Annotated in this window: 17 protein-coding genes and 4 pseudogenes; 15 read left to right on the top strand and 6 right to left on the bottom strand. The window is 69.7% G+C overall.

Annotated features, from left to right (window positions below):
* Nucleotides 1–59 precede the first annotated feature (59 nt).
* From AB0N06_RS22410 to AB0N06_RS22375, 8 genes and pseudogenes are all read left to right on the top strand, one after another.
* Complete coding sequence (locus tag AB0N06_RS22410; protein ID WP_366136442.1) at nt 60–965, top strand: universal stress protein; 906 nt, start codon at nt 60–62, stop codon at nt 963–965.
* A gap of 26 nt (nt 966–991) precedes the next feature.
* The gene (locus AB0N06_RS22405) at nt 992–2,014 is read left to right on the top strand and encodes a zinc-dependent alcohol dehydrogenase (protein ID WP_366136441.1); all 1,023 of its coding nucleotides are present in this window, start codon (nt 992–994) and stop codon (nt 2,012–2,014) included.
* A 5-nt stretch (nt 2,015–2,019) separates the two neighbouring features.
* The gene (locus AB0N06_RS22400) at nt 2,020–2,898 is read left to right on the top strand and encodes a universal stress protein (protein ID WP_366136440.1); all 879 of its coding nucleotides are present in this window, start codon (nt 2,020–2,022) and stop codon (nt 2,896–2,898) included.
* A gap of 52 nt (nt 2,899–2,950) precedes the next feature.
* Nucleotides 2,951–3,226, top strand: a complete 276-nt coding sequence (locus tag AB0N06_RS22395) for a DUF5808 domain-containing protein (protein WP_366136439.1) — start codon at nt 2,951–2,953, stop codon at nt 3,224–3,226.
* Between the two features lie 374 nt (nt 3,227–3,600).
* A complete protein-coding gene (locus AB0N06_RS22390) occupies nt 3,601–5,985 on the top strand; it encodes a phosphoketolase family protein (protein ID WP_366136438.1) in 2,385 nt (794 codons plus the stop codon).
* A 99-nt stretch (nt 5,986–6,084) separates the two neighbouring features.
* A pseudogene (locus tag AB0N06_RS22385) lies at nt 6,085–6,201 on the top strand (DUF2249 domain-containing protein); the annotation flags it as partial.
* Nucleotides 6,202–6,483: 282 nt separating this feature from the next.
* Nucleotides 6,484–6,930, top strand: a complete 447-nt coding sequence (locus tag AB0N06_RS22380; RefSeq protein WP_366136489.1) for a hypothetical protein — start codon at nt 6,484–6,486, stop codon at nt 6,928–6,930.
* Nucleotides 6,931–6,964: 34 nt separating this feature from the next.
* The gene (locus tag AB0N06_RS22375; RefSeq protein ID WP_366136437.1) at nt 6,965–7,984 is read left to right on the top strand and encodes a nitroreductase family protein; all 1,020 of its coding nucleotides are present in this window, start codon (nt 6,965–6,967) and stop codon (nt 7,982–7,984) included.
* A gap of 252 nt (nt 7,985–8,236) precedes the next feature.
* Here the strand turns inward: AB0N06_RS22375 and AB0N06_RS22370 are convergent, their stop codons facing one another.
* Nucleotides 8,237–8,659, bottom strand: a complete 423-nt coding sequence (locus AB0N06_RS22370) for a pyridoxamine 5'-phosphate oxidase family protein (protein ID WP_366136436.1) — start codon at nt 8,657–8,659, stop codon at nt 8,237–8,239.
* Between the two features lie 58 nt (nt 8,660–8,717).
* On the opposite strand from AB0N06_RS22370, the pseudogene AB0N06_RS22365 reads away from it, so the two are divergent.
* Together AB0N06_RS22365 and AB0N06_RS22360 are read left to right on the top strand one after the other, a co-directional pair.
* Nucleotides 8,718–8,976, top strand: a pseudogene (locus AB0N06_RS22365) (respiratory nitrate reductase subunit gamma); the annotation flags it as partial.
* 179 nt (nt 8,977–9,155) lie between these two features.
* Nucleotides 9,156–10,361, top strand: a complete 1,206-nt coding sequence (locus AB0N06_RS22360; RefSeq protein ID WP_366136435.1) for a globin domain-containing protein — start codon at nt 9,156–9,158, stop codon at nt 10,359–10,361.
* A 29-nt stretch (nt 10,362–10,390) separates the two neighbouring features.
* Here AB0N06_RS22360 and AB0N06_RS22355 read toward each other — a convergent pair whose 3' ends face one another.
* On the bottom strand, nt 10,391–12,079 hold the full coding sequence (locus tag AB0N06_RS22355) for a GAF domain-containing protein (RefSeq protein WP_366136488.1): 1,689 nt from the start codon (nt 12,077–12,079) through the stop codon (nt 10,391–10,393).
* A gap of 293 nt (nt 12,080–12,372) precedes the next feature.
* Nucleotides 12,373–13,902, bottom strand: a complete 1,530-nt coding sequence (locus AB0N06_RS22350) for a UDP-N-acetylglucosamine 1-carboxyvinyltransferase (protein ID WP_366136434.1) — start codon at nt 13,900–13,902, stop codon at nt 12,373–12,375.
* 574 nt (nt 13,903–14,476) lie between these two features.
* Here AB0N06_RS22350 and AB0N06_RS22345 point away from each other — a divergent pair.
* Complete coding sequence (locus tag AB0N06_RS22345) at nt 14,477–15,352, top strand: hypothetical protein (RefSeq protein WP_366136433.1); 876 nt, start codon at nt 14,477–14,479, stop codon at nt 15,350–15,352.
* Nucleotides 15,353–15,671: 319 nt separating this feature from the next.
* On the top strand, nt 15,672–18,386 hold the full coding sequence (gene acnA / locus AB0N06_RS22340; RefSeq protein ID WP_366136432.1) for an aconitate hydratase AcnA: 2,715 nt from the start codon (nt 15,672–15,674) through the stop codon (nt 18,384–18,386).
* A gap of 56 nt (nt 18,387–18,442) precedes the next feature.
* Here acnA and AB0N06_RS22335 read toward each other — a convergent pair whose 3' ends face one another.
* Together AB0N06_RS22335 and AB0N06_RS22330 are read right to left on the bottom strand one after the other, a co-directional pair.
* Nucleotides 18,443–18,607 (bottom strand): hypothetical protein, encoded by a 165-nt coding sequence (locus tag AB0N06_RS22335; RefSeq protein ID WP_366136431.1) that lies wholly within the window; start codon nt 18,605–18,607, stop codon nt 18,443–18,445.
* Nucleotides 18,608–18,674: 67 nt separating this feature from the next.
* Entirely contained in the window at nt 18,675–20,063 is a 1,389-nt protein-coding gene (locus AB0N06_RS22330; RefSeq protein WP_366136430.1) for an MFS transporter, read from the bottom strand.
* 115 nt (nt 20,064–20,178) lie between these two features.
* Here AB0N06_RS22330 and AB0N06_RS22325 point away from each other — a divergent pair, with 115 nt between their 5' ends.
* The gene (locus AB0N06_RS22325; RefSeq protein WP_366136429.1) at nt 20,179–20,739 is read left to right on the top strand and encodes a TetR/AcrR family transcriptional regulator; all 561 of its coding nucleotides are present in this window, start codon (nt 20,179–20,181) and stop codon (nt 20,737–20,739) included.
* Nucleotides 20,740–20,812: 73 nt separating this feature from the next.
* Nucleotides 20,813–21,307: pseudogene (locus AB0N06_RS22320) on the top strand (tyrosine-type recombinase/integrase); the annotation flags it as partial.
* A gap of 7 nt (nt 21,308–21,314) precedes the next feature.
* Here the strand turns inward: AB0N06_RS22320 and AB0N06_RS22315 are convergent.
* Nucleotides 21,315–21,974 (bottom strand): annotated as a pseudogene (locus AB0N06_RS22315) (transposase); the annotation flags it as partial.
* A gap of 964 nt (nt 21,975–22,938) precedes the next feature.
* Between AB0N06_RS22315 and AB0N06_RS22310 the strand changes: the two are divergent.
* Complete coding sequence (locus tag AB0N06_RS22310; RefSeq protein ID WP_366136428.1) at nt 22,939–23,559, top strand: reverse transcriptase domain-containing protein; 621 nt, start codon at nt 22,939–22,941, stop codon at nt 23,557–23,559.
* The last annotated feature ends 162 nt before the right edge of the window (nt 23,560–23,721 follow it).

Here is a 23,721-nt window from a genome sequence, read left to right as displayed (position 1 = left end):
CCCTGAACACGACGCTGGAATCGGGTCCCTTCGGGTCCCCGATTCAGGAGGAGGAGATCATGCCCCGCACCATCACCGTAGGTTTCGACGGCTCGCCCGAGAGCCGGGCTGCCGCCGAATGGGCTGCCCGCGAGGCGAAGCTGCGCGGACTGCCGGTGAGGCTCGTCCAGGTCTGGGAACCGGTACCGGAGCCCATGACCCAGGCCCCGCTGCTGGGCGCCGAGACCCACCAGCACTGGACCGAGAGGGTGCCGCGCGAGGCCGCCGAAGGGCTGCGGCTGCGCCACCCCGGCGTCGAGGTGACCACCGAACACGTCACCGGACGGCCCGCCGAGGCCTTGGCCCGCGCGGCGCAGGACGCCGAACTGCTCGTCCTCGGCTCGCGCGGCCTGGGCGGGCTCCGCGGCTTCCTGGTCGGCTCGGTCGGCCGCGCGGTCATGGCGTCCACCGAGCGGCCCGTCGTCCTGGTCCGCGCCGGAGAGCAGGCCACCGACGAGCACGAGATGGACGAGGCCGGCATCCCGTCCACCGCCGCCCCCTTCCGTCCCGTCGTCCTCGGACTGGACGTCAGCAGCCCCGACGAGACGCTGATCGAGTTCGCCTTCGACGCCGCCAGACGCCGGAACGTGCCGCTGCACGTCGTGCACGGCTGGAACCCGCCGCCCTACTACGCCTACGGCATGGCCCTGGAGCCCGCGTTCCAGCGGGAGCTGGCGGAGGTCGAATCCACGGTCCTGACCGAGGAACTGCGTCCCTGGCAGCAGAAGTTCCCCGAGGTCTCGGTCGTCGCGGAGTCCCGCTACGGCAGCCCGTCCAACCTCCTGATCGACGCCTCCCAGGAGGCCTCCCTGGTCGTCGTCGGCCGGCGCATGCGCCGCTCGTCCCTGGGCGCCCACATCGGGACCGTCACCCACGCCGTCCTGCACCACGCCACCGCCCCCGTCGCCGTCGTCGCACACGACTGACGCGCCACAGAAAGAGAGAAGAGACCATGAAGGCAGCAGTCGTACGAGCCTTCGGCGAGCCGCTGGTCATCGAGGAGCGCTCCGACCCCGAGCCCGGTCCCGGCCAGGTCCGCGTCCGCGTCGAGGCCTCCGGGCTGTGCCACACCGACATCCACGCCATGCACGGTGACTGGCCCGTCAAACCCACCCCGCCTTTCGTCCCCGGCCACGAGGGCGTCGGCCTCGTCGAGAAGCTCGGTGAGGGCGTCACGCATCTGAGTGTCGGTCAGCGGGTTGCCGTGCCGTGGTTGGGCCGGGCGTGCGGGCGGTGCGAGCACTGCCTGTCCGGCTGGGAGACGCTGTGCGAGCAGCAGATCAACACCGGGTACGGCTGCGACGGCGGATACGCCGAGAAGATGCTGGCCTGGGGCGACTTCGCGCAGCCCGTGCCCGAGGGCATCACCGCCTTCGAGGCCGCCCCGCTGACCTGCGCCGGCGTCACCACCTACAAGGCCCTGAAGGTCGCCGACGTCAAGCCCGCGCAGCTGGTCGCGATCTCCGGCGTCGGCGGCCTGGGTCACCTCGCCGTGCAGTACGCCAAGATCGCCGGCGCTACGGTCGCCGCGATCGACGTCACCGACGACAAGCTCCAGCTCGCCACCGAGCTCGGCGCCGACATCGTCATCGACGCCCGCAAGCAGGACGTCGGTAAGGAGCTGAAGAAGCACGGCGGTGCCCACGCGGCGATCGCCCTCGCGGTGAACCCGGCCGCGTTCGAGGCCGTCAACTCCGGTCTGCGGCGCGGCGGCAAGCTCGTCATGGTGGCCCTGCCCGCACACGGCACCGTCCAGGTGCCGATCTTCGACACCGTCCTGAACGGCACCTCGGTGATCGGCTCCATCGTGGGTACGCGGCAGGACCTCGCCGAGGTCTTCCAGCTCCACGCGGCGGGACGTACGAAGGTCATCTACGAGACCCGTCCGCTCGCCTCCGTGAACGAGTCGATCGACGCGGTGCTGCGCGGCGAGATCAAGGCCCGGATCGTCTTCGACCTCGGCGCGGGACGGTGAGGACGATGGACCTCCCGATCGTCGTCGGTGTCGACGGCTCGGAGCCCAGCATGCGGGCCGTCGACTGGGCGGTCGACGAGGCCGTCCTGCGCGGGGTGTCACTGCGGCTGGTGTACGCCTCGCTGTGGGAGCGGTACGAGGGCACTTCCCTCGCGCAGGACCTCGGCAAGCCCGAGGAACAGGTGACAGCGCAGGACATCGTCGAGACCGCCGCACGCCGTGCGCACAGCCGTCGGCCCGACGTGAAGGTCACCACCGACGTACTGCCCGAGGAACCGGAGTACGCGCTGGTGCGGGAGAGCCGTACCGCCTCCGTGATGGTCCTGGGCTCGCGTGGCCGCAGCAGTTTGGCCGAGGCGCTTCTCGGGTCGGTCAGCGTCACGGTGGCCGGCCATGCGCACTGCCCGGTGATCGTGCTGCGCGGCAGTCACGACAACCGGGTTCGCACCGGGGCTCGCCGCATCGTCCTGGGCGTCGGCGAGAAGCCTGCGGACGCAGCGGCGGTGCGCTTCGCCGTGGAGGAGGCGCAACGCCGTGGCGTGCCCCTGGAGGCCGTACGAGCCTGGCGCTGCCCCGCGCACGAGACCACCGATCACCCGCTGATGACCGGCGAACCCGCCCGGCTGCACGAGGAACGGGCCGTGGAGGAGCTGGAAGCGGCCCTGCAGGACGTCCCGGCCGACGCCGACGTCCACCGGCGCACCGTCGAGGGCCACGCCCGCCGGGTACTGCTCGACGCCTCGGCCGACGCCGACCTGCTCGTCGTGGGAGCCCGGCGCCGCGAGGGCCACTACGGTCTCCAGCTCGGCCGCGTCGCCCACGCGGTCCTGCACCACTCGGCCTGCCCGGTTGCCGTCGTACCGCAGCGGGAGTGTCGGCCGTGACCGGCTGCGCCAGGCACAGGAGCGCGTTCGCGACGCCGCGTATCCTCCGACCATGAACAGGCGACTGCAAAGGAACGTGGTGCTCGTTGCCGTCGGGGCGGTCGTTGCCGCAGCCGTGGCGAAAGAGCTGCGCAAACCGTCGGAGTCGCGGACCTGGACGGGGCGCATCGTCGGACTGCCCTACGACTTCCGGCGGCCCACACCGGAGAAGATCGTCCGCGAGTTCTGGGATCCGGACAGCGACGCCTTCTTCACGCCGCACGCGTTCGGCGTCGGATACGGGGTGAACCTGGCCCGTGTGGCCCGGGAACTGCGTCGGTCTCCTTGATCGGGTTCCAGTGACGACGGGCGGCTGCCACAGTTCTGGTACGAGTGGAACGCCGCCGACGAACCGCGAGCCCGCACCGACCTGATGGACCTCGCAGACCGGACCCCTCGCGAGGGCTGCAGCTGGTCGCGCAAGGGCGCCCGGGTGTCGGCCGACGACATCGCCCCGGCGGCGACGCGCTGCGGGAGGCCGTGGCGCGCGTCCGGCTCGGTGTCGTGACGAAAGGCACTCGGCTCTCTCAACTTTGCGAGCGGTCCGGTTTCCGTGAACCGGTGTGTCGCGGTGAGCCCTCTGGTGGGCGCCGGTCGGGTGGGGGAGGGTGGAAGGCATGGCGGACCCGCCGGACCGTTCGTTGTGGAAGAAGGGATTCCCCCATGTCCGTCGACACGCAGCAGGCCCCCGCCCGGCTCTCCGACGAAGAGCTGAGGACGCTGGACGCCCACTGGCGCGCCGCGAACTATCTGGCCGTCGGCCAGATCTACCTCATGGCCAACCCCCTGCTGACCGAGCCGCTGCGCCCCGAGCACGTCAAACCGCGGCTGCTCGGCCACTGGGGCACCTCCCCCGGGCTGAACCTGGTGCACACCCACCTCAACCGTGTCATCAAGGCCCGTGACCTGAACGCCCTGTGCATCTGGGGGCCGGGCCACGGCGGGCCTGCCGTGGTCGCCAACTCCTGGCTGGAGGGCTCGTACTCCGAGACCTACCCGGACATCACGCGGGACGCGGCCGGCATGGGACGGCTGTTCAAGCAGTTCTCGTTCCCCGGCGGCGTGCCCAGCCACGTAGCGCCCGAGACACCCGGATCCATCCACGAGGGCGGCGAACTGGGCTACTCGCTGTCGCACGCCTACGGCGCCGCGCTGGACAACCCCGACCTGCTGGTCGCCTGCGTCGTCGGCGACGGCGAGGCGGAGACCGGCCCGCTGGCCGCCTCGTGGCACTCCAACAAGTTCCTGGACCCGGTGCACGACGGCGCCGTCCTGCCGATCCTCCACCTCAACGGCTACAAGATCGCCAACCCGACGGTGCTCGCCCGGCTCCCCGAAACGGAACTCGACGCGCTCCTCCATGGATATGGCCACGACCCGATCCACGTCACCGGCGACGACCCGGCCGCCGTCCACCGCTCCATGGCCGGCGCCATGGACACCGCGCTGCACCGCATCGCCGCGATTCAGCGCGCCGCCCGCGAGGACGGCGCCACCGAGCGCCCCCGCTGGCCCATGATCGTGCTGCGCACCCCGAAAGGCTGGACCGGCCCGGCCGAGGTCGACGGCCTGCCGGTCGAAGGCACCTGGCGCGCCCACCAGGTCCCGCTGGCTGCCGTCCGCGACAACCTCGACCACCTGCGGCAGCTGGAGGCATGGCTGCGCTCCTACCACCCGGAGGAACTGTTCGACGAACACGGCCACCCCCGTCCCCAGGTGCTGGCCTGTATTCCCGAAGGCGACCGTCGGCTCGGCGCCACCCCGCACGCCAACGGCGGACTGCTGCTGCGCGAACTCCCCCTGCCGCCGCTCGAGACGTACGCCGTCGAGGTCGACAAGCCCGGAGCGACCCTCCACGAACCCACCCGCGTCCTGGGCGACCTGCTCGAACACGTCATGCGATCCACCGCCGACCGGCGCGACTTCCGCCTGGTCGGCCCCGATGAGACCGCCTCCAACCGCCTCCAGGCGGTCTACGCGGCCAGCGGCAAGGCGTGGCAGGCCGAGACCCTGCCCGTGGATGAACACCTGGACCGGCACGGCCGGGTGATGGAGATCCTGTCCGAACACACCTGCCAGGGGTGGCTCGAGGGCTACCTGCTGACCGGCCGGCACGGGCTGTTCTCCTGCTACGAGGCGTTCGTGCACATCGTCGACTCCATGGTCAACCAGCACATCAAATGGCTGCGCGTCACCCGACGGCTGCCCTGGCGGGCCCCCGTCGCCTCCCTCAACTACCTGCTCACCTCGCACGTGTGGCGGCAGGACCACAACGGCTTCTCCCACCAGGACCCCGGATTCGTCGACCACGTCCTCAACAAGAGCCCGGAGGTGGTACGGGTCTACCTGCCGCCGGACGCCAACACCTTGCTGTCCGTCGCGGACCACGCGCTGCGCAGCCGCGACTACGTGAACGTGATCGTCGCCGGAAAGCAACCCTGCTTCGACTGGCTGTCGATGGACCAGGCCAAGGTCCACTGCGCGCGCGGCGCCGGCATCTGGGACTGGGCCGGCACCGAGGACGGCACTCGTGAACCTGACGTGGTGCTCGCCTGCGCGGGCGACGTCCCGACCCAGGAGGTGCTGGCCGCCGCCCAGCTGCTGCGCCGGCACCTGCCGGAGCTGGCGGTGCGCGTGGTGAACGTCGTCGACATCGCCCGCCTGCTGCCCAGCGAGGAACACCCGCACGGGATGGGCGACTTCGAGTACGACGGCCTGTTCACCGCTGACAAGCCGGTGATTTTCGCCTACCACGGCTACCCGTGGCTGATCCACCGGCTCGCCTACCGGCGCGCCGGGCACCGGCACCTGCACGTGCGCGGCTACAAGGAGATCGGCACCACAACCACCCCGTTCGACATGGTGGTGCGCAACGACCTGGACCGCTACCGGCTGGTCATGGACGTCATCGACCGAGTCCCGGGGCTCGCCGTTCGTGCCGCCGTCGTGCGCCAGCGGATGGAGGACGCCCGGCTGCGCCACCACGACTGGATCCGGGAGCACGGCACCGACCTGCCCGAGGTCGCCGACTGGACCTGGGACGGCTGACCGGATTGGTTGGACCATGGCGCTTGCGGGACCGCACTTCGCGAGGAGGCCGTCACGCCCCGTCGTGCTGCCGCCGCGGGCCTGGGCGTCTGATGCGCGGTGCTTCGCTGCGGCCCGCTGGATGTCTGTGGTGTTCCGCACGCCCTGCGCCACGCCACGGTGTCCGGCGCGCTCAACGCCGTCCCGGCGGGCAGCGCCATGGTGCTGATCGCGCCGCACGACCCGCTGCTCTGCTCGCGCATCGGGGGACTGTCGGCCCACAGGGAAGGGCTGATCGGCCGCCGCGCTGGTCCGCCCCGACTCTGCATGCTGATCAGTGACCGATCCGGAGGTGTTCCGTGTACTACTGCAACCAGCCCCCGTGCGGCTGTCTCCACCGCCGTCCCCCGTCACGGGTGCTGTGCACGGTCCGGGCCGGTCACCGTCCGGCCGCCCGCCTCGTCTGCCCTGCCTCCACGCCGAAGCCGGGGTCATGGGAATGGTGGAGGTGAGCGGCTGATGGACACCGTCGGCCCGTGGCCCCTGGTGCGGTTCGTGCACGTGGCCGGCGCCACCCTGTGGGTCGGCGGCCAACTGGCCCTGTCCCTGGTGGTCCTGCCGCTGGCCCGCCACCTGCTCGCACCTCAGGTCAAGGACCGCTTCACTGCCGCGGCGGGCCGCCGGTTCGGGATGCTGACCGGGACGGTGTTCCTGCCCGCGCAGCTGGCCACCGGCTGGGTCCTGTCCTGGCACAAGGGCGTCACCTGGGCCTCGCTCGCCGAACCCGGCTACGGCCGTACCCTCGCGGCCAAACTCGCCCTCTTCGCGGTGGTGATGGCCGCCGCGGGCGGCCACGGCATCGCCCATGCCAAGGGCCACGCCGAACTTGCCCGGATACTGGCGGTCGTCTCCCTCGTCGGCTCGCTCGGCATCGTCCTGCTGGCCACCGCCCTGCCCGCCACCTGACCCGCAGCCACGACGAAAAGAAAGAGGAGGCATCATGCGTACCCGAACTCGGCTGGACGCGGCCATCGTGGAGTCGCTCCTGGCGGCGGCCGTGGCAGCCCCGTCGATCCACAACACACAGCCCTGGCGCTTCCGCCTGGACCCCGACAGCGAGGTACTGGAGGTCCATTCGGCGCCGGAGCGAACACTGCCGCTGACCGACCCGATGCACCGCGCCCAGTATCTGTCCGTGGGCGCCGCGGTCTTCAACCTCCGCCTCGCCGCCGTCCACCAGGGCCGGCGGCCGGAGGTGAGACTGCTGCCGGATCCACACGAACCAGGGCTGCTGGCCACCGTACGACTGACCGGTTCACTCGACGCGGACGACCAGCCGTCCGACCCTGGCCTCTATGAGGCCATCGCGCGGCGGCACACCAGCCGGATGCCGTTCACCGGCCGACCGGTGCCCGAACCGATCGTGGCGGAGATGGCGTCGGCCGCGCACGCCGCCGGCGCACGCCTGCACGTGCCGGACATCGCCGGAACACGACGGCTGCTGCGCCTGACCGCCGCAGCCGAGGCACGCAACCACGCCCACCCGGAGCGCACCGCCGAAACCCGCACCTGGATCACCGCCCCGGGAGCAGACACCCCCTACGGCATCCCGGTCACAGCCCTCGGCCCGCCCGACGCGGCCGCGCGGATGCCGATGCGGGACTTCACCTTCGCGCTGCCAGCCCTCCGCCGGCCCGCCCTGTGGTTCGAACGCCACGTCCAGGTGGCCCTGCTGTCAACGTCCCACGACCGGCGGGAGGACTGGCTGCGGGCGGGCCAGGCCCTGCAGTACGTCCTGCTCACGGCGACCGCCCACGGGCTGCGCACGTCACTCCTGCACCAGGCCATGGAATGGCCCGACCTGCGGGCGGCGACCGGCCTCCCGGGACACAAGCGGTGTCATCCGCACGTGCTGATCAGGTTCGGCTACGGACCGGACGGCGGCCGCATCCCGCGAACGCCCAGGCACTGCCCTGTTCGTCCCGCAGCAACGCCTGCCACCGATACCGAAACGAGCTGACGTGGTGTCTTCCGGTGCCGTCCAAGGAAAGCGGCGGACAGGCCGCACCCGTCCGCCGCAAGGACGGCCTGCCAGCCGGCGCCGCAGGCACCCCCGAGCTCACGCTCGGTGACGACTTCCGCATGACCGTGCCGGCCCATCCTCCACCCTGTGGCGCGGAGTGTCGGGCTGGCTGCGAGTGGCTTGCCCGCCTGGACGCCGAAGCCCAGTCCTCGACCGGAGCTGCCACCGAGTTCCGTGTCCGGCCGTGCCTCACTGCGTGCTGAGGGCTCCCCTGAGCTCCCGACCGGTGACCAGCTCGGACTCGATCCGTACGAACACCGTGTCCCGTAGGGGCATCCAGGAGGTGGGGCCGGTCTGCGACAGCCGCTCGTGCTCGGCGGGATCGGTCACCACGGTGGCTCGTCCGGTGACGACCACGCTCCAGCCGGACCGGGTTGCCGCGTCGAAATCGTCCGCCTCGAAGGCGACCACGACGCCGTTGATGGCGTGTACGAGGTCGGAGGCCGGCGATGTGCGCAGCAGGACGGAGGCATCCGTGTCCAGGGAGAAGTTGATGGGGAGGACTGCGGGCAGCGCCTGCCGGGTGTAGACCACACGGCCGACCGGCACCTTGGTCAGAAGACGCAGGCACTCCTGCCGGTCGAGGGCGCGAAAGACGTCGTTCGGGGACATTAGGTCATCGTCCCTGTGGGCGCCGCGAAGGGGGTAGGGCCGGTCGGCCCTCTTGTGGATTCTCTTCAAGCTCCACGCCCTCAGTGCAATGCTGCTCTTCGCGGCCTGGCCCTTCACCCGGCTCGTCCACATGCTCACCGCGCCCGTGGGGTTACCCGACCCGCCCCTTTAGCATTTACCACAGCCGGGACGTCCAACTCGGCGCCCGTGCCCCGCGGATGGGAGCGCATCCGATGGCCTCCGGTGCGGTTGTGCCGTGGTGCAGCCGAAAACCGGACCCGGTATCTCTGAATCGGGCGCGCCGACAGGCCCCCTGAGGACGGTGACAGGCCTCGCGCCGGATCGGCCCGACAGGCCCTGCCCTCAGGGAAATTCGGCCCTGTTCGAGATCACGGCGCCACCGGCACGATCGGTGTGCCGGTCGGATCCGCGTGGCGGACCCCGGCTGTGACGGTGAGCGCCGTCCCCTTACATGCCCGCATTGTAAAGGAGAGCCATGCTTTCGCCCGAGTCGGACGCTGTCATTCGCGCCACCCTGCCCGCCGTCGGAGGGGCGCTGGACGAGATCACGGCGCGTTTCTACAGCAGCATGTTCGCCGAGCAGCCCGAGCTGCTGGACGGGCTGTTCAACCGCGGCAACCAGGCCAGCGGCGAGCAGCGTCGCGCCCTGGCCGGGTCCATCGCGTCCTTCGCCCAGGCGCTACTGGCCGACCCCGACACCCGCCCGGACGCGCTGCTTGCCCGGATCGCCCACAAGCATGCGGCGCTCGGCGTCACCGAGGACCAATACACGATCGTCCACAGGTACCTCTTCCGTGCCATCGGCGACGTGCTCGGCGAGGCCGTCACTCCGGAGGTGGCGGCCGCATGGGACGAGGTGTACTGGCTGATGGCCGGCGCCCTCATAGCCCAGGAGGCTCGCCTCTACCAGGAAGCGCAGGTCGACCCGCGCAAGCCGTGGCGGCAATGGACCGTCGTGGACCGGCGTGAGGAGGCCCCGGACGTGGCATCGTTCCTGCTGCGCCCGGCCGACGACGGCCCCGTGCCCCCGGCCCGCGCCGGCCAGTACGTCAGCGTCAAGGTCCTCATGCCTGACGGCATCCACCAGACCCGCCAGTACAGCCTGTCCAACGCACCTGGCGACCGGCTGCGGCGTATCACCGTCAAGCGGGTGGTGAGCGTTGCCGAGGCTCCCGAGGGTGAGGTGTCCAACCAACTGCACCGCACCGTAAGGACCGGCGACGAGCTCACCCTGTCGGCCCCGTTCGGTGATGTGGTCCTCGACGACGCCGACAGCCCGCTGGTGCTGGTGTCCGCCGGCATCGGCTGCACCCCCATGGTGGCCATGCTCGAACACCTCGCTGCCACCGGCTCGACGCGCCCGGTCCATTTCCTGCACGCCGACCGGACCCCGGCCGACCACGCCCTGCGTGCCGACACCCGCCGCCTCGTGGAGCAACTGCCCGATGCACGGGCAGAGTTCTGGTACGAACAGGACGCAACCGAGGAACCCGGTTCTCGTACGGGCCTGATGGACCTCGAAGGCCTGGACCTGCCCGCCGACGCCGACGTGTACCTGTGCGGCTCACTCCCCTTCATGCGCGCCGTCCGTACCCAACTCCTCCAGGCCGGTGTCCCCGCGCGCCGCATCCGCTACGAGGTCTTCGGCCCCGACCTGTGGCTGGCCCACGCCGAGGGCTGAAACGTCCGACCGCCGAGGCAGCGGGAAGGTCACACAGCCGACGGGACGACCCACTCGACAACGGTGCCACTCGGCTGGTTCGAGGACAGGCCGAACCTGCCGCCCATCTCCTCCGCGCGCCTGCGGAGGTTGGCCAGACCGCTGCGGCGGGTGACCACCGGGTCGATCCCGCGGCCGTTGTCGGCCACGCGCAGCTGCAGGGCGGCGTCGGTGACCTCGACGCTGACGTCGACGGTGGTGGCGTGCGCGTGCCGGGCGGCGTTGGACAGGGTTTCGCCGAGCACGGCCAGCAACTGCTCGGTCTGTTCGGCGGACACGGCCGTGTCCAGCAACCCGGTCATGCGCAGCGCCGGGGCGAAGCCAAGCGATTCGGTGGCCCGTTCGGTGGCCGCCACCAGTTGGGCGCGCAGCCCGCTGCCGCGACGGGTCCGATCGTGCTCGCGCAGGCCGTAGATGGTGGATCGGATGATCTTGATGGTGTCGTCCAGGTCGTTCACAACCCGCTGGATCCGCTCGCCGACCTGCGGCCGGTCGGCCACCCGGCCCAGCGTGGACTGCAGCGACAGCGCGCCGGCGAACAGCCGCTGGATGACCAGGTCATGCAGGTCCCGAGCAATCCTGTCGCGGTCATTGAGCACGAGCATGCGCTCCGTGTCCCGCCGGTGCTCAGCGACGTCCAAGGCCAGCGCGGCCTGGTTGCCGAAACCGGTGACCATGTCGACCACGGCGTTGGTGAAGAAAGAGCTGCCCGGTACGTTGGCCACCTGCAGCACCCCGCGGACGTGCTCCCGGGTGCCGAGCGGTACGAAGAACGCCGGCCCCAGCTTCACCACCGAGGCGCTGCCGCCCTCGGCACGCGGGTCGGCACTCACGGCATCACTGGTGATCGTCTCCCCGGATGTGAAGACCTTCGCGGCCAGCGCCGCGGCGGGCAGCACCAGCCCGCGCACCTCCTCGGCCGACGTTCCCGAGGCGGCCTCGATGACCAGCTCGCCGCGGTCACCGACGGGCACCCCCAAGGTGACCAGGTCCGCACCGGCCATCTCCCGCACGGTGGCCGTGACGGACTCCAGCACTGCGGCGGGCTCCGCACCGGACAGCAGGCTACGGGTGAGCTCGTTGCTGGCCGCCAGCCACCGCTGTCGACGGTGCGCGTCCTCGTACAGCCTGGCGTTGTCGATCGCCACACCGGCCGCCGCGGCCAGGGTCCGCAGCACTGCCTCGTCGTCGGCGTCGAACTCCGCGCCGCCCTGCTTGTTGGTCAGGTACAGGTTGCCGAACACCTGCCCGCGGACCCGGATGGGGGCGCCCAGGAAACTGGTCATCGGCGGGTGCCCGGACGGGAAGCCCACGGACGCGGAATGCTCGGCCAGGTTCGCCAGGCGCAGCGGCTCCGGGTGACGTATGAGCAGCCCGAGGATCCCCGCGCCGCGCGGGTAGTGTCCGATCCGGGCGACGGTCTCCTCGTCGATACCGACCGTGAGGAACTGCTTGATCGTGCCTTCCTCACCCAGCACGCCGAGCGCCCCGTACTGGGCGTCGACCAGCGAGACCGCCGACTCCACGATCCGGCGCAGCACCACTTCCAGGTCCAGGTCGGAGCCGACCGCCAATACGGCGTCCAGCAGTGTGTGCACCCGGTCCCGGGCCCCCCGCACCTGCGTCACCTGCTGCTGCAGGTCCTCCAGCAGTGCATCCAGCCGCAGCTGGGGAGACATCCCCGATGTCTCCACCTCACGCGAATCCTGCACGCGCTCGTCCACCACAGCTCCTCTTTACCGTCTCGCCGGCTCACTCCCAGGATGCCCGACGGGCCGAGCCCGTTCGGCGGCACCCTGGAGAGCAGCGAGGGCAGGGCTCAGAAAGGGTGGACAGATGGGGGATCGTCCCGCGGCCGGGCCCGGTGGCTCGGCTATGACGTGGATCAGAGCTGTCGTTCAGGGCGCCTGGGCGGGCATCGTACAAGGGAAAGCCGGGTGACATCCACTAGGCACCCGATAAGCGGGCTTGATCAAATGTCCCGGAAGATCTCGATCTGCGCGCCCACCGAGTTGAGCCGTTCCGCCAGCTCCTCGTAACCGCGGTTGATCACATACACGTTGCGCAGTACGGAGGTCCCCTCGGCCGCCATCATCGCGAGCAGGACGACCACGGCGGGCCGCAGTGCCGGCGGGCACATCATCTCGGCCGCGCGCCATCGGGTGGGGCCCTCCACCAGGACCCGGTGCGGGTCCAGGAGTTGGAGGCGGCCGCCCAGCCGGTTGAGGTCCGTCAGGTAGATCGCGCGGTTGTCGTAGACCCAGTCGTGGATGAGTGTCTTGCCCTGCGCCGCGGCGGCGATGGCCGCGAAGAACGGCACGTTGTCGATATTGAGACCGGGAAACGGCATCGGGTGGATCTTGTCGATCGGTGCCTCCAGCTTGGAGGGCCGGACCGTCAGATCGACCAGGCGGGTACGGCCGTTGTCCGCCGGGTACTCCGCCGTGCGGTCGCAGTCGACGCCCATCTCCTCCAGCACCGCGAGCTCGATCTCCAGGAACTCGACCGGTACCCGGCGGATCGTCAGCTCGGACTCGGTCACCACGGCGGCGGCGAGCAGGCTCATCGCCTCGACCGGGTCCTCGGAGGGGGAGTAGTCGACATCCACATCTATGTGCGGGACACCGTGCACGGTCAGCGTCGTCGTACCGACGCCGTCGACCCGTACACCCAGTGCCTCCAGGAAGAAGCACAGGTCCTGGACCATGTAGTTGGACGAGGCGTTGCGGATGACGGTCGTCCCGTCGTGGCGGGCCGCGGCCAGCAGCGCGTTCTCCGTCACCGTGTCGCCGCGCTCGGTCAGCACGATGGGCCGGTCCGGGGTCACCGAGTGGTCTATCTGGGCGTGGTAGAGACCCTCGGTCGCGGCTATCTCCAGGCCGAACCGGCGCAGCGCGATCATGTGCGGCTCGATGGTCCGGGTGCCGAGGTCGCAGCCGCCCGCGTACGGCAGTGTGAACTTGTCCATGCGGTGCAGCAGCGGGCCGAGGAACATGATGATGGAGCGGGTCCGCCGGGCGGCGTCCGCGTCGATGGCGGCCATGTCGAGCCGGGCCGGCGGGACGATCTCCAGATCGGTCCCGTCGTTGATCCATCGGGTGCGCACGCCGATGGAGTTCAGCACTTCGAGGAGGCGGTAGACCTCTTCGATCCGGGCGACCCGGCGCAGTACCGTACGCCCCTTGTTGAGCAGCGAGCCGCAGAGCAGGGCCACGCAGGCGTTCTTGCTGGTTTTGACATCGATCGAGCCGGAGAGCCGGCGCCCGCCGACGACCCGCAGATGCATCGGCCCGGCGTAGCCGAGCGACACGATCTCACTGTCGAGTGCTTCACCGATGCGGGCAATCATCTCAAGACTGATGTTCTGATTGCCCCGCTCGATGCGGTTCACGGCGCTCTGGCTGGTGGCGAGCGCCTCGGCGAGCTGACTCTGTGTCCAGCCACGGTGCTGACGGGCGTCACGTATGAGCCTGCCGATGCGTACGAGGTAGTCGTCTGACATGGCGCCAGGTTATCTCAGATATGAGATGAAGATCGTACGGGGGTGTGGCATTCGGGTGATGGGTGCGATGGGAGCAGGTGAGAACGGGAAGTGTGGGGGATGGTGGGGGAGGTGGGCGGTGGCCCTGGCCGCGGCGGACCGTCTCCGATTCCGGGTACGTGTCGGCTGTTCTCATCGTCCGCCCGGTGCGGCGGTCCGGCACGCGGCGCGCGTCCGCGTGGGTGACACGGAGCGCGCCGCGCACATCCGGCCCGGTGTCACGCCGCGGACAGCATGATCCTGCCGGGGTGCGGCGGGTCTCCCCGAGCCGGTGCGCCCCGGCGGCATTCCCTCGCGGGGCGCGCCGACCGTGTCTGAATCAAAAACAAAGACCGCCACCGCGTCCTCGAATCAGCGGTGCGCGGCACGCTCGTCTCCATATTCAAAGAAGTAATAAATACCTGCGGACACGCAGCGCCATCGAGTAACGGGATGCCTGACGCCCGCAACACTGTGATGTCCACTCATCCGCGACGTGGAAGGCACTCGCTCCGGGAGAGCGAGGCGCCGATCGGCCGACCAGGAGTGATTGACCTTGGAAAAGTCTGAATTCCTTACCGACCTGAACACCGGCGCCGGTCGTTCTGTGATGAAGAAGCTGCCGGAGGTCACCCTGGCCTTCTGGATCATGAAGATCGCCGCGACGACGCTCGGCGAGACGGCCGGCGACCTGTTCGCCCAGACCCTCGGGCTCGGCTACTTCCTCACCACGGTCGCGCTGTTCCTGCTCTTCGTCGTCACGCTGGTCGTGCAGCTGAGGTCCACCCACTACAACCCGTATTTTTACTGGACCGTCATCCTGTCCACCAGCATGGCCGGCACCACGATGTCCGACTTCATGAACCGTGACGCCAGCTCTCGATACCTGTCCGGCGGGACCACTTCGCTGGGCTGGGGGCCGCAAGGCCTGGGGCTGGGATACCCCACGGGAGCCGCGATCCTGATCTCGCTCCTGATTGCCATCTTCGTCATCTGGAAGTTCACCGGGCTGACGTTCTCCATCCGCGACATCGTCACCTTTCGCGGGGAGGCTCTCTTCTGGTCGGCGATTCTCGTCTCGAACACGCTCGGCACTTCCATGGGTGATTTCCTGTCCGACAGCTCCGGACTCGGTTATGCGGGTGGCGCGCTTCTCGTCACCGGGCTGCTCGCGGTGCTTCTCGCGCTCATGCGGGTGCCTGTGGTGCCGAACGTTCTGCTGTTCTGGATCGCGTTCGTGCTCACGCGCCCTCTCGGGGCCACCGTCGGCGACTTCCTCACCAAGCCTGTCGCCAAGGGCGGTCTCGACCTCGGGACGGCGGGCTCGTCGGCCGCACTCCTCGCGCTTCTCCTCGGTCTCGTGGCCCATGCCCACGTGCGGGAGCGGAGGAGCGTCGTGCCGCGCAGCGAGGTCCTGGCCGAGAACTCCTGAGCGCGTCGGGCGCCGACTCGGGCGGCTGCCGTGCGTTGCCGGGCGGACGACTGCCGCGCCGCGGCGCCGTGCCGCGCAGGCCGGTGCGAGATGGGCGGCATCGTACGGGCGGCCGGGCATGACCGTTCCGCGGTGATGTACTAGAGTTATCTCGACATCGAGATATCTGCCGAAGGTGCACCGCGCCGCCGAATGGTAAGGGTTACCTAACTAAGCCTTACCTTAGCGGATGGTCGAGGAGCCGTAGGCGGCACCACGCGGCGCCCGCCGTAATGAGGCGCGGCGCGGTAGTACGCGCACATTGATGAAGGAGACTGTCGTGTCGGCGAACAGCTTCGACGCCCGCAGCACGCTGCGCGTGGGCGACGAGTCGTACGAGATCTTCAAGCTGGACAAGGTCGAGGGCTCCGCGCGCCTCCCTTACAGCCTGAAGGTGCTGCTGGAGAACCTGCTCCGCACCGAGGACGGCGCGAACATCACCGCCGACCACATCCGGGCGCTGGGTGGCTGGGACTCCCAGGCCCAGCCCAGCCAGGAGATCCAGTTCACGCCGGCCCGCGTGATCATGCAGGACTTCACCGGCGTTCCGTGTGTCGTGGACCTCGCCACCATGCGTGAGGCCGTGAAGGAGCTCGGCGGCGACCCGGCGAAGATCAACCCCCTCGCGCCGGCCGAGCTGGTCATCGACCACTCCGTCATCGCGGACAAGTTCGGCACCAACGACGCGTTCGCGCAGAACGTCGAGCTGGAGTACGGCCGCAACAAGGAGCGCTACCAGTTCCTGCGCTGGGGCCAGACCGCCTTCGACGAGTTCAAGGTCGTCCCCCCGGGTACCGGCATCGTCCACCAGGTCAACATCGAGCACCTGGCCCGTACGGTCATGGTCCGTAACGGCCAGGCGTACCCCGATACCCTCGTCGGCACCGACTCGCACACCACCATGGTCAACGGCCTCGGCGTGCTGGGCTGGGGCGTCGGCGGCATCGAGGCCGAGGCCGCGATGCTCGGCCAGCCGGTCTCCATGCTCATCCCGCGCGTCGTCGGCTTCAAGCTGACCGGCGAGCTGAAGCCCGGCACCACCGCCACCGACCTGGTGCTGACCATCACCGAGATGCTCCGCAAGCACGGCGTCGTCGGCAAGTTCGTCGAGTTCTACGGTGAGGGCGTCGCCGCCACCTCCCTCGCGAACCGCGCCACCATCGGCAACATGTCGCCGGAGTTCGGCTCCACCGCCGCGATCTTCCCGATCGACGACGAGACGCTGAAGTACCTGCGCCTGACCGGCCGCGACGAGCAGCAGGTCGCGCTCGTCGAGGCGTACGCCAAGGAGCAGGGCCTCTGGCTCGACCCGGCCGCCGAGCCGGACTTCTCCGAGAAGCTGGAGCTCGACCTCGCCACGGTCGTCCCCTCCATCGCCGGCCCGAAGCGCCCGCAGGACCGCATCGTCCTCGCCAACGCCTCGCAGCAGTTCGCGCAGGACGTCCGCAACTACGTCTCCGAGGACGAGGAGGCCGGCAAGGAGTCCTTCCCGGCGTCCGACGCCCCGGCGTCCTCCAACGGTGTGCCGTCGCGTCCGACCACGGTCACGGCCCCCGACGGGACGACGTACGAGATCGACCACGGCGCCGTCACCGTCGCCGCGATCACGTCCTGCACCAACACCTCGAACCCGTACGTCATGGTCGCCGCGGCGCTCGTGGCCAAGAAGGCGGTCGAGAAGGGGCTGACCCGCAAGCCGTGGGTCAAGACCACGCTCGCCCCGGGTTCCAAGGTCGTCACCGACTACTTCGACAAGGCGGGCCTGACCCCGTACCTCGACAAGGTCGGCTTCAACCTCGTCGGCTACGGCTGCACCACCTGCATCGGCAACTCCGGCCCGCTGCCGGAGGAGGTCTCCAAGGCGGTCAACGAGCACGACCTGGCCGTGACCTCGGTGCTCTCCGGCAACCGTAACTTCGAGGGCCGGATCAACCCCGACGTCAAGATGAACTACCTGGCGTCCCCGCCGCTGGTCGTCGCGTACGCCATCGCCGGTTCGATGAAGGTCGACATCACCAAGGACGCCCTGGGCATCGACCAGGACGGCAAGCCGGTCTACCTCGCGGACATCTGGCCCACCGAGGCCGAGGTCAACGACGTCGTCGCCAACTCCATCGGCGAGGACATGTTCAACAAGTCCTACCAGGACGTCTTCGCGGGCGACGCCCAGTGGCAGGCGCTGCCGATCCCGACCGGCAACACCTTCGAGTGGGACCCGCAGTCCACCTACGTGCGCAAGCCCCCCTACTTCGAGGGCATGACGATGGAGACCACCCCGGTCTCCGACATCACCGGCGCCCGCGTTCTGGCGAAGCTGGGCGACTCGGTCACCACCGACCACATCTCCCCGGCCGGTGCGATCAAGGCCGACACTCCGGCCGGCACGTACCTGACGGAGCACGGCGTCGAGCGCCGCGACTTCAACTCGTACGGCTCGCGCCGCGGTAACCACGAGGTCATGATTCGCGGCACGTTCGCGAACATCCGCCTGCGCAACCAGATCGCCCCGGGCACCGAGGGTGGCTACACCCGCGACTTCACCCAGGCCGATGCCCCCGTGTCGTTCATCTACGACGCCTCGCAGAACTACCAGGCCGCCGGCATCCCGCTGGTCATCCTGGCGGGCAAGGAGTACGGCTCCGGCTCGTCCCGCGACTGGGCCGCCAAGGGCACCGCGCTCCTCGGCGTCAAGGCCGTCATCGCCGAGTCGTACGAGCGCATCCACCGCTCGAACCTCATCGGCATGGGCGTCCTCCCGCTCCAGTTCCCGGAGGGCGCGACCGCCGAGGCCCTTGGCCTCACCGGCGAGGAGACCTTCTCCTTCACCGGCGTGACCGAGCTGAACAACGGCACCACGCCGCGCACGGTGAAGGTGTCCACCGACACCGGTGTGGAGTTCGACGCGGTCGTCCGCATCGACACCCCCGGTGAGGCGGACTACTACCGCAACGGCGGCATCATGCAGTACGTGCTCCGCAGCCTGATCCGCAAGTAAGGTCCGGCAGCGGCAGGAAGGGCCGCATCCCGGCGACGGGGTGCGGCCCTTCGGCGTCACGCGGCGGTGGTGAGCGTGTGAATGCCGTGCAACTGCGTCATGACGTCCCGCAGCGAGCGGCGTTTGCGCGGCCCCGCACCCGGCACGGGCCGCGTCGCGCCGTGACCGTCCTCCAGTGCGCCGGCCGGCCCCGTACGGCCGTGCCCCGCGCGCGACGGCATCGGGCTTCTTCCGCAGGGCGATGCAGTGGCGGGCGGGGCCGTCGATCGGTCGGCCGGTGACGGCGGTTCATGCGTGGACTCCTTCTCGCGCGACGGGTGCGGCCTTCGTCCTCCCGGCGGTCCGGGGCAGCAGCTGTACGAGACCGGCGAGCGCCAGCGCCGCCAGAACCAGGTAGATCAGCCCGTGCCGGAAGGCGGTCGGCACACCGTCGGCGAGGCTGCCGTAGTAGACGATGCCGACGACGCCGACCCCGAGCGCCCCGCCCACCTGCTGCGCCGTGGTGAGCGCCCCGGCGGCGGCTCCGGCGTGCTGCGGGGCGACCCGGGACAGCACGGTGGTCATGATCGGGGCGAGTGCCAGGCCCATGCCGATGCCGTCGAGGACGAGCACCGGAACCAGCCATCCGATCGCCACGTCCTGCGCCACGAGGACGAACAGCACGCCCAGCCCCAGCGCTCTGGTCAGCCCGCCGAGGGCGATCGTCTGCCGGCCGATCCGCGCCACCAGTCGCGGCGCGAGCAGCGAAGCGCCCAGATAGCCCGCGCCGATCGGCACGAAGACCAGCCCGGCCCCCAGCGCGTCGAGACCCCGTTCCTGCTGGGCGTAGAGAGCGAAGATCAGGAAGTAGGCGGCCATGCCCATGGTGTAGGCAAGTGCGGTGAACAGCCCTGTGCTGAAGGCTCGTTGACGGAACAGGGCCGGGTCGATCAGCGGAGCGTCGTGCCGCCGCCTGCCGTACGCCACGAAGAGCCCTGCCGCGCCGGCGAACGACGCCCAGGTCCACAGCGGCCAGCCCTGCTCGCGCCCCTCGATCAGCGGCAGCAGCGTGGCGACCAGGGCCGCAGTGACGAGTGCGGCGCCACCGAGGTCGAGCCGGACAGCCTCCGGAACCCGGCTTTCCGGAATCACCCGCCGAGCGACCGCCAGCACCGCGATCCCGATCGGCACATTGATCAGGAAGCAGGCCCGCCAGCCCAGCCCGAACAGATCCGCATGGATGAGCACACCGCCGATGAGCTGCCCGAACACTGCTGCCAGCCCCATGGTCAACGCATAGGCGTTGGTGGCCCTGAGCTGGGCGGGTCCGGTGTACGCGGTGCGGACGATCGCCAGCACCTGCGGTGAGAGGAGTGCGGCCGCGGCGCCCTGCACGACGCGGGCGGCGACCAGCGCCGCGGCGCCGGGCGCCAGACCGCAGGCGATCGAGGCGAGCGTGAAGAGTCCCATCCCGAGCATGAACATGCGGCGGCGCCCATGGATGTCGCCGAGCCGTCCGCCGAGGATCAGTCCGGAGCCGTACGCCAGGGCGTATCCGGCGACCACCCACTCGATGGCAGCGGAACCGGCATGCAGATCGCGCTGGGTGGCCGGAATGGCCACATTCACGATGAAGAAGTCGAGGACCGTGATGAAGACACCGGTCAGTACCGCCGGCAGGGTGCCCGCACGTGGCATGGCTGTGCTCCCAGGAGGTCGAAGGAGTGGATAGAACGATCGGTCTATGTCGAGTGGCGCCTCATAGTAGATAGACCGGTTGTTCTACCGTCAACCCTGTGCCAGAATCGGTGACGTGACGACGACGAGACCGGGCCCCCGCGAACGGCTGCTGGAAGCGGCCCGTGACCTCACGTACACCCATGGCGTGCACGTGGGGGTGGACGCGATCCTCAAACAGGCCGAGGTCGCCCGCCGCTCGCTCTACCAGCACTTCGGCGGCAAGGACGGTCTGATCGCCGAACTCCTGCGCAGCTACCCGGGCGACGCCCGCTACCGCCAGGTGATGGACGACGCCGGTGACGACCCGCGGCAGCGGATCCTCGCGGTCTTCGACGAGCTGGAGAAGGTCACCCAGCGCCCGACGTTCCACGGCTGCCGCTACACGTCGGCGGACCTGGCCCTCACCGACCCGGAGCACCCCGCACACGCGGAGGTCCGCGCCTTCAAGGACGGCCTGCACGAGCTGTTCACCAGCGAACTGACCCGCTACGGCCACCCGGCCCCGGACTTCGGCGCCGATCAGCTCCTGGTGCTGATCGACGGCACCCTGGCCCATGCGGTGACCCGCCCGGACGCCCATCCGGCCCTGGCGGCGCGGGCAATGGCGGAGCTGCTGCTCGACGCGAGCGCCTGACTCGCGCGGGGGGTGGGTGACCTCGGCCGGAAGTCCGGCGGTCAGTGGCGTACGGATCCGGGCGGCGATGGCCCGTGTGATCGACGCCCGGCGGCACCAGCCCCGCTGCTGCTGCGCCGTCGGCCAGTGCTGCCGCAAGCTGCTCTCCCCGCTGACGCGGACCTACATCCAATCCGTCCTCAAGTCCGCTCTTGAGCACGCCGTACGCGAGGAGGAGAACCCGCGCAACGTCGCCCGCAACGTTCGCACCGGCACCCCACGCCCCCGACGCTTCGAACCCCTTACCGCCGACGATGCCCGCCAACTCCTCGCCACCGCACAAGGACACCGGCTGCACGCCCTGTTCGAACTCGCCCTCCACACCGGACTCCGCACGGGCGAACACCTCGGCCTGCACTGGGAAGATCTCGACCTGGCAGGCGGCACCGCCAGCGTCCGCCGCACCCTCCAGCGCACCAACAGCAGCGGCCTGACCGCCCTGCCCACCAAGGCGCAGAGATCGGAACGTCGCATCGCCCTGCCCACCGAGTGCCTGCGCTCACTGCGGGACCATCGCCACCGCCAGGACCGGGGTCGCGGAGCATGACGCGGTCCGAGCGCAGGCGCCCGACCAGCACGACCGGCAGGTCTGCCAGGGCGTGGGAGAGGTAGGCGACGTCGTAGCCGGAGTCCATGACGATCCAGATCTCCGGATCCCCGGTCTGCCACTGCCCGGCCTGCGTCAACCGATCGACGACGTCGCGTAGCTGGGCGGCGGTGACGGCGGTCGCATCGTCCGCCGGCCCGAGGCGCACGGCGTCCAGCAGAGCAACCCAGGAGGTCCGGCCGGTCTCCAGGGCGGCGACGAAGGAGTACGGCCAGCCGGGAACGAGCTGGTCCGTCTTGCGGTCTCCGCGTCCGTAGACGTGGCAGAAGAGCCGCTCGTCGCTGGTGGGGGCGTCGGGGCGGAGCCAGTTGGACACATCGGCCGCCAGGACGATCCGCCCGTCGGCTGCCTTCGGGAGCGGCAGGCCGGCCAGTGTGCGGCGCAGCCGCCCAGGCTCCAGCCAACCGCGGTCCAACGCGGCGTACGGGGCCCCGTGCCCGCGCCGGTGCTCGACCGCCAGGCAGAGCTCGACCAGGGTCTTCACCGGCCCGTCTGTGCACAAGATCGCTTCGGTGAGCTCGAAGAGCGCGTCGGCGCGGCTGTACAGGCAGTCGTAGAACTCAACCCGAAAGCGGGACAACACGCTCAAAGCCTCGCCTGCGGACGCGTCGACGGGGAGACTCACAGGCAGCGGCCTTTCTCTCGTGCTTCGTTACTCAACATCTCGAAGCGTGGAGAACGGCCGCCTCCCGTGCCGCAGGATTCCGGGGATCTCAGCAGGTCGAGTGACCTTCGAGGTTAAACGCCAAGCGTACGTCCAGCAGTCCGGACGTCTTCCCAGCTCAGAAGGGATGTGAACGATGTAACCGGACGTCAAGCTCAGGGTAGCCAGCCGGTGGAAGTCCGGTCCGGGGAGACGCCAGGGTCCTCGGTAGCTGACTCCCGGCGTCACTCGAAATGGTGGCGTCGAAGTGGAGTGACAAGCGCCCTTCGGGGGCGTGCAACCGGCCAGTCCGCAACATGAAGTGAAGCCTGCAGCGTCGATATTTAACCCCCGCCCGTGGGCGGGCCAAGGAGGAGCCGAGCCTGTGCTTGAAGGGCGAAGGCCAAGGAAGGCGATCTTGGACCTGGAGCGGTCGCCGAGGAACCTCCCGGCGTAAGGGGCGTGGAATGGCCGGACGGTTGCCCTGGGAACTGGAGAGGGCCTCCCTCGGCCCCGGGATTGCGGCCCGGGAAGCGTGGCCTGCCTATAACCGGCAGAACCGGGAAATGGCGGGCTGTCGAGAGGCAGTCGGAGGGGGTCGTAGTAGTGCCGATCGGCGGGACAACACAACCCGTTGGGAGCGAAGGGCCCCTGCTTCATCGATGCGATTTGCGAACAGGGAGGGACCCGGATGAGTGCCGTATCGGCTAGATCCATCCGCCGGGAGGAAGGAGCCGCAGGACCGGGCCGCCGTCCTCTGGACAAGGTCCGAGCCTTGCAGCGGACGCTCTACCGCTGTGCCAAGCAAGAACCCGAACGCCGGTTTCATGCTCTGTATAGCCATGTCCACCGCATGGACGTTCTTCGGCGGGCGTGGACCGGTGTGTGTACGAACCGAGGAGCCCCTGGCGTGGACGGCCTGACCGTCGACGTGGTGGCGGCCTCGGGGGTGGATGCATTCCTCCAGGACCTGGCGGAGAAGCTGCGGACGTATACGTATCGTCCGTCAGTGTTGCGGCGGGTTCAGATTCCCAAGCCGGGGCGGCCGGGGGAGTTCCGGCCGCTCTCGATTCCCACCGTGGCGGACCGAGTAATGATGACGGCCGCGAAACTGGTCCTGGAACCAGTCTTCGAGGCCCAGTTCACCGAGGCGAGCTACGGATTCCGGCCCAAACGGTCCGCGATCGACGCGTGCGAAGCCGTGCGCGTCGCCGCGAACCAGCGGCGGGAGTGGGTCTTCGAGGCCGACATCCGGGACTGCTTCGGCACGATCGATCACGACGCGCTGATGGTCCAGGTGGCCCGGCACGTGGTGGACCGGCCGATGCTGAAACTGATCCGGGCCTGGCTGCGAATGGGGTTCTTGGAGGGCGGGGTGACTTCCCCGAGCGGGGCGGGAACCCCGCAGGGCTCACCGATCTCCCCATTGCTGGCGAACATCGCGCTGCATGTCCTCGACGAGGCGTGGCGGGTCGAAGGCCGCCGGCTGGGAGTGCTGGCCCTGGGTATTCAGCGGAATTGGGTGATCTGACGTCCCGGTAGCAGAAAGGTGCCGCTGGCCTGCAAGGATGCGAGTGTCGACGTCGTATCCGCTGCGAGAGTCAGGGCACCAATCTGGTGAGCGAGCCTACAGGGTGGGACCGGCGGTTGTCCGTGGTCGCCGACGGGAAGGGGCTGATCGGGCATGCCGGGG

The sequence above is a fragment of the Streptomyces sp. NPDC051020 genome (assembly GCF_040683105.1).
In the GTDB taxonomy this organism is placed as follows: domain Bacteria; phylum Actinomycetota; class Actinomycetes; order Streptomycetales; family Streptomycetaceae; genus Streptomyces.
Note: the sequence above shows the minus strand (reverse complement) of the source record. Positions and strands in the feature narration are given on the sequence as shown.

Coding starts and splice junctions, on each gene's coding strand:
- AB0N06_RS22410 (WP_366136442.1), top strand. CDS start 60: ATGCCCCGCACCATCACCGTAGGTTTCGACGGCTCGCCCGAGAGCCGG.
- AB0N06_RS22405 (WP_366136441.1), top strand. CDS start 992: ATGAAGGCAGCAGTCGTACGAGCCTTCGGCGAGCCGCTGGTCATCGAG.
- AB0N06_RS22400 (WP_366136440.1), top strand. CDS start 2,020: ATGGACCTCCCGATCGTCGTCGGTGTCGACGGCTCGGAGCCCAGCATG.
- AB0N06_RS22395 (WP_366136439.1), top strand. CDS start 2,951: ATGAACAGGCGACTGCAAAGGAACGTGGTGCTCGTTGCCGTCGGGGCG.
- AB0N06_RS22390 (WP_366136438.1), top strand. CDS start 3,601: ATGTCCGTCGACACGCAGCAGGCCCCCGCCCGGCTCTCCGACGAAGAG.
- AB0N06_RS22380 (WP_366136489.1), top strand. CDS start 6,484: ATGGACACCGTCGGCCCGTGGCCCCTGGTGCGGTTCGTGCACGTGGCC.
- AB0N06_RS22375 (WP_366136437.1), top strand. CDS start 6,965: ATGCGTACCCGAACTCGGCTGGACGCGGCCATCGTGGAGTCGCTCCTG.
- AB0N06_RS22370 (WP_366136436.1), bottom strand. CDS start 8,659: ATGTCCCCGAACGACGTCTTTCGCGCCCTCGACCGGCAGGAGTGCCTG.
- AB0N06_RS22360 (WP_366136435.1), top strand. CDS start 9,156: ATGCTTTCGCCCGAGTCGGACGCTGTCATTCGCGCCACCCTGCCCGCC.
- AB0N06_RS22355 (WP_366136488.1), bottom strand. CDS start 12,079: ATGTCTCCCCAGCTGCGGCTGGATGCACTGCTGGAGGACCTGCAGCAG.
- AB0N06_RS22350 (WP_366136434.1), bottom strand. CDS start 13,902: ATGTCAGACGACTACCTCGTACGCATCGGCAGGCTCATACGTGACGCC.
- AB0N06_RS22335 (WP_366136431.1), bottom strand. CDS start 18,607: ATGCCGTCGCGCGCGGGGCACGGCCGTACGGGGCCGGCCGGCGCACTG.
- AB0N06_RS22330 (WP_366136430.1), bottom strand. CDS start 20,063: ATGCCACGTGCGGGCACCCTGCCGGCGGTACTGACCGGTGTCTTCATC.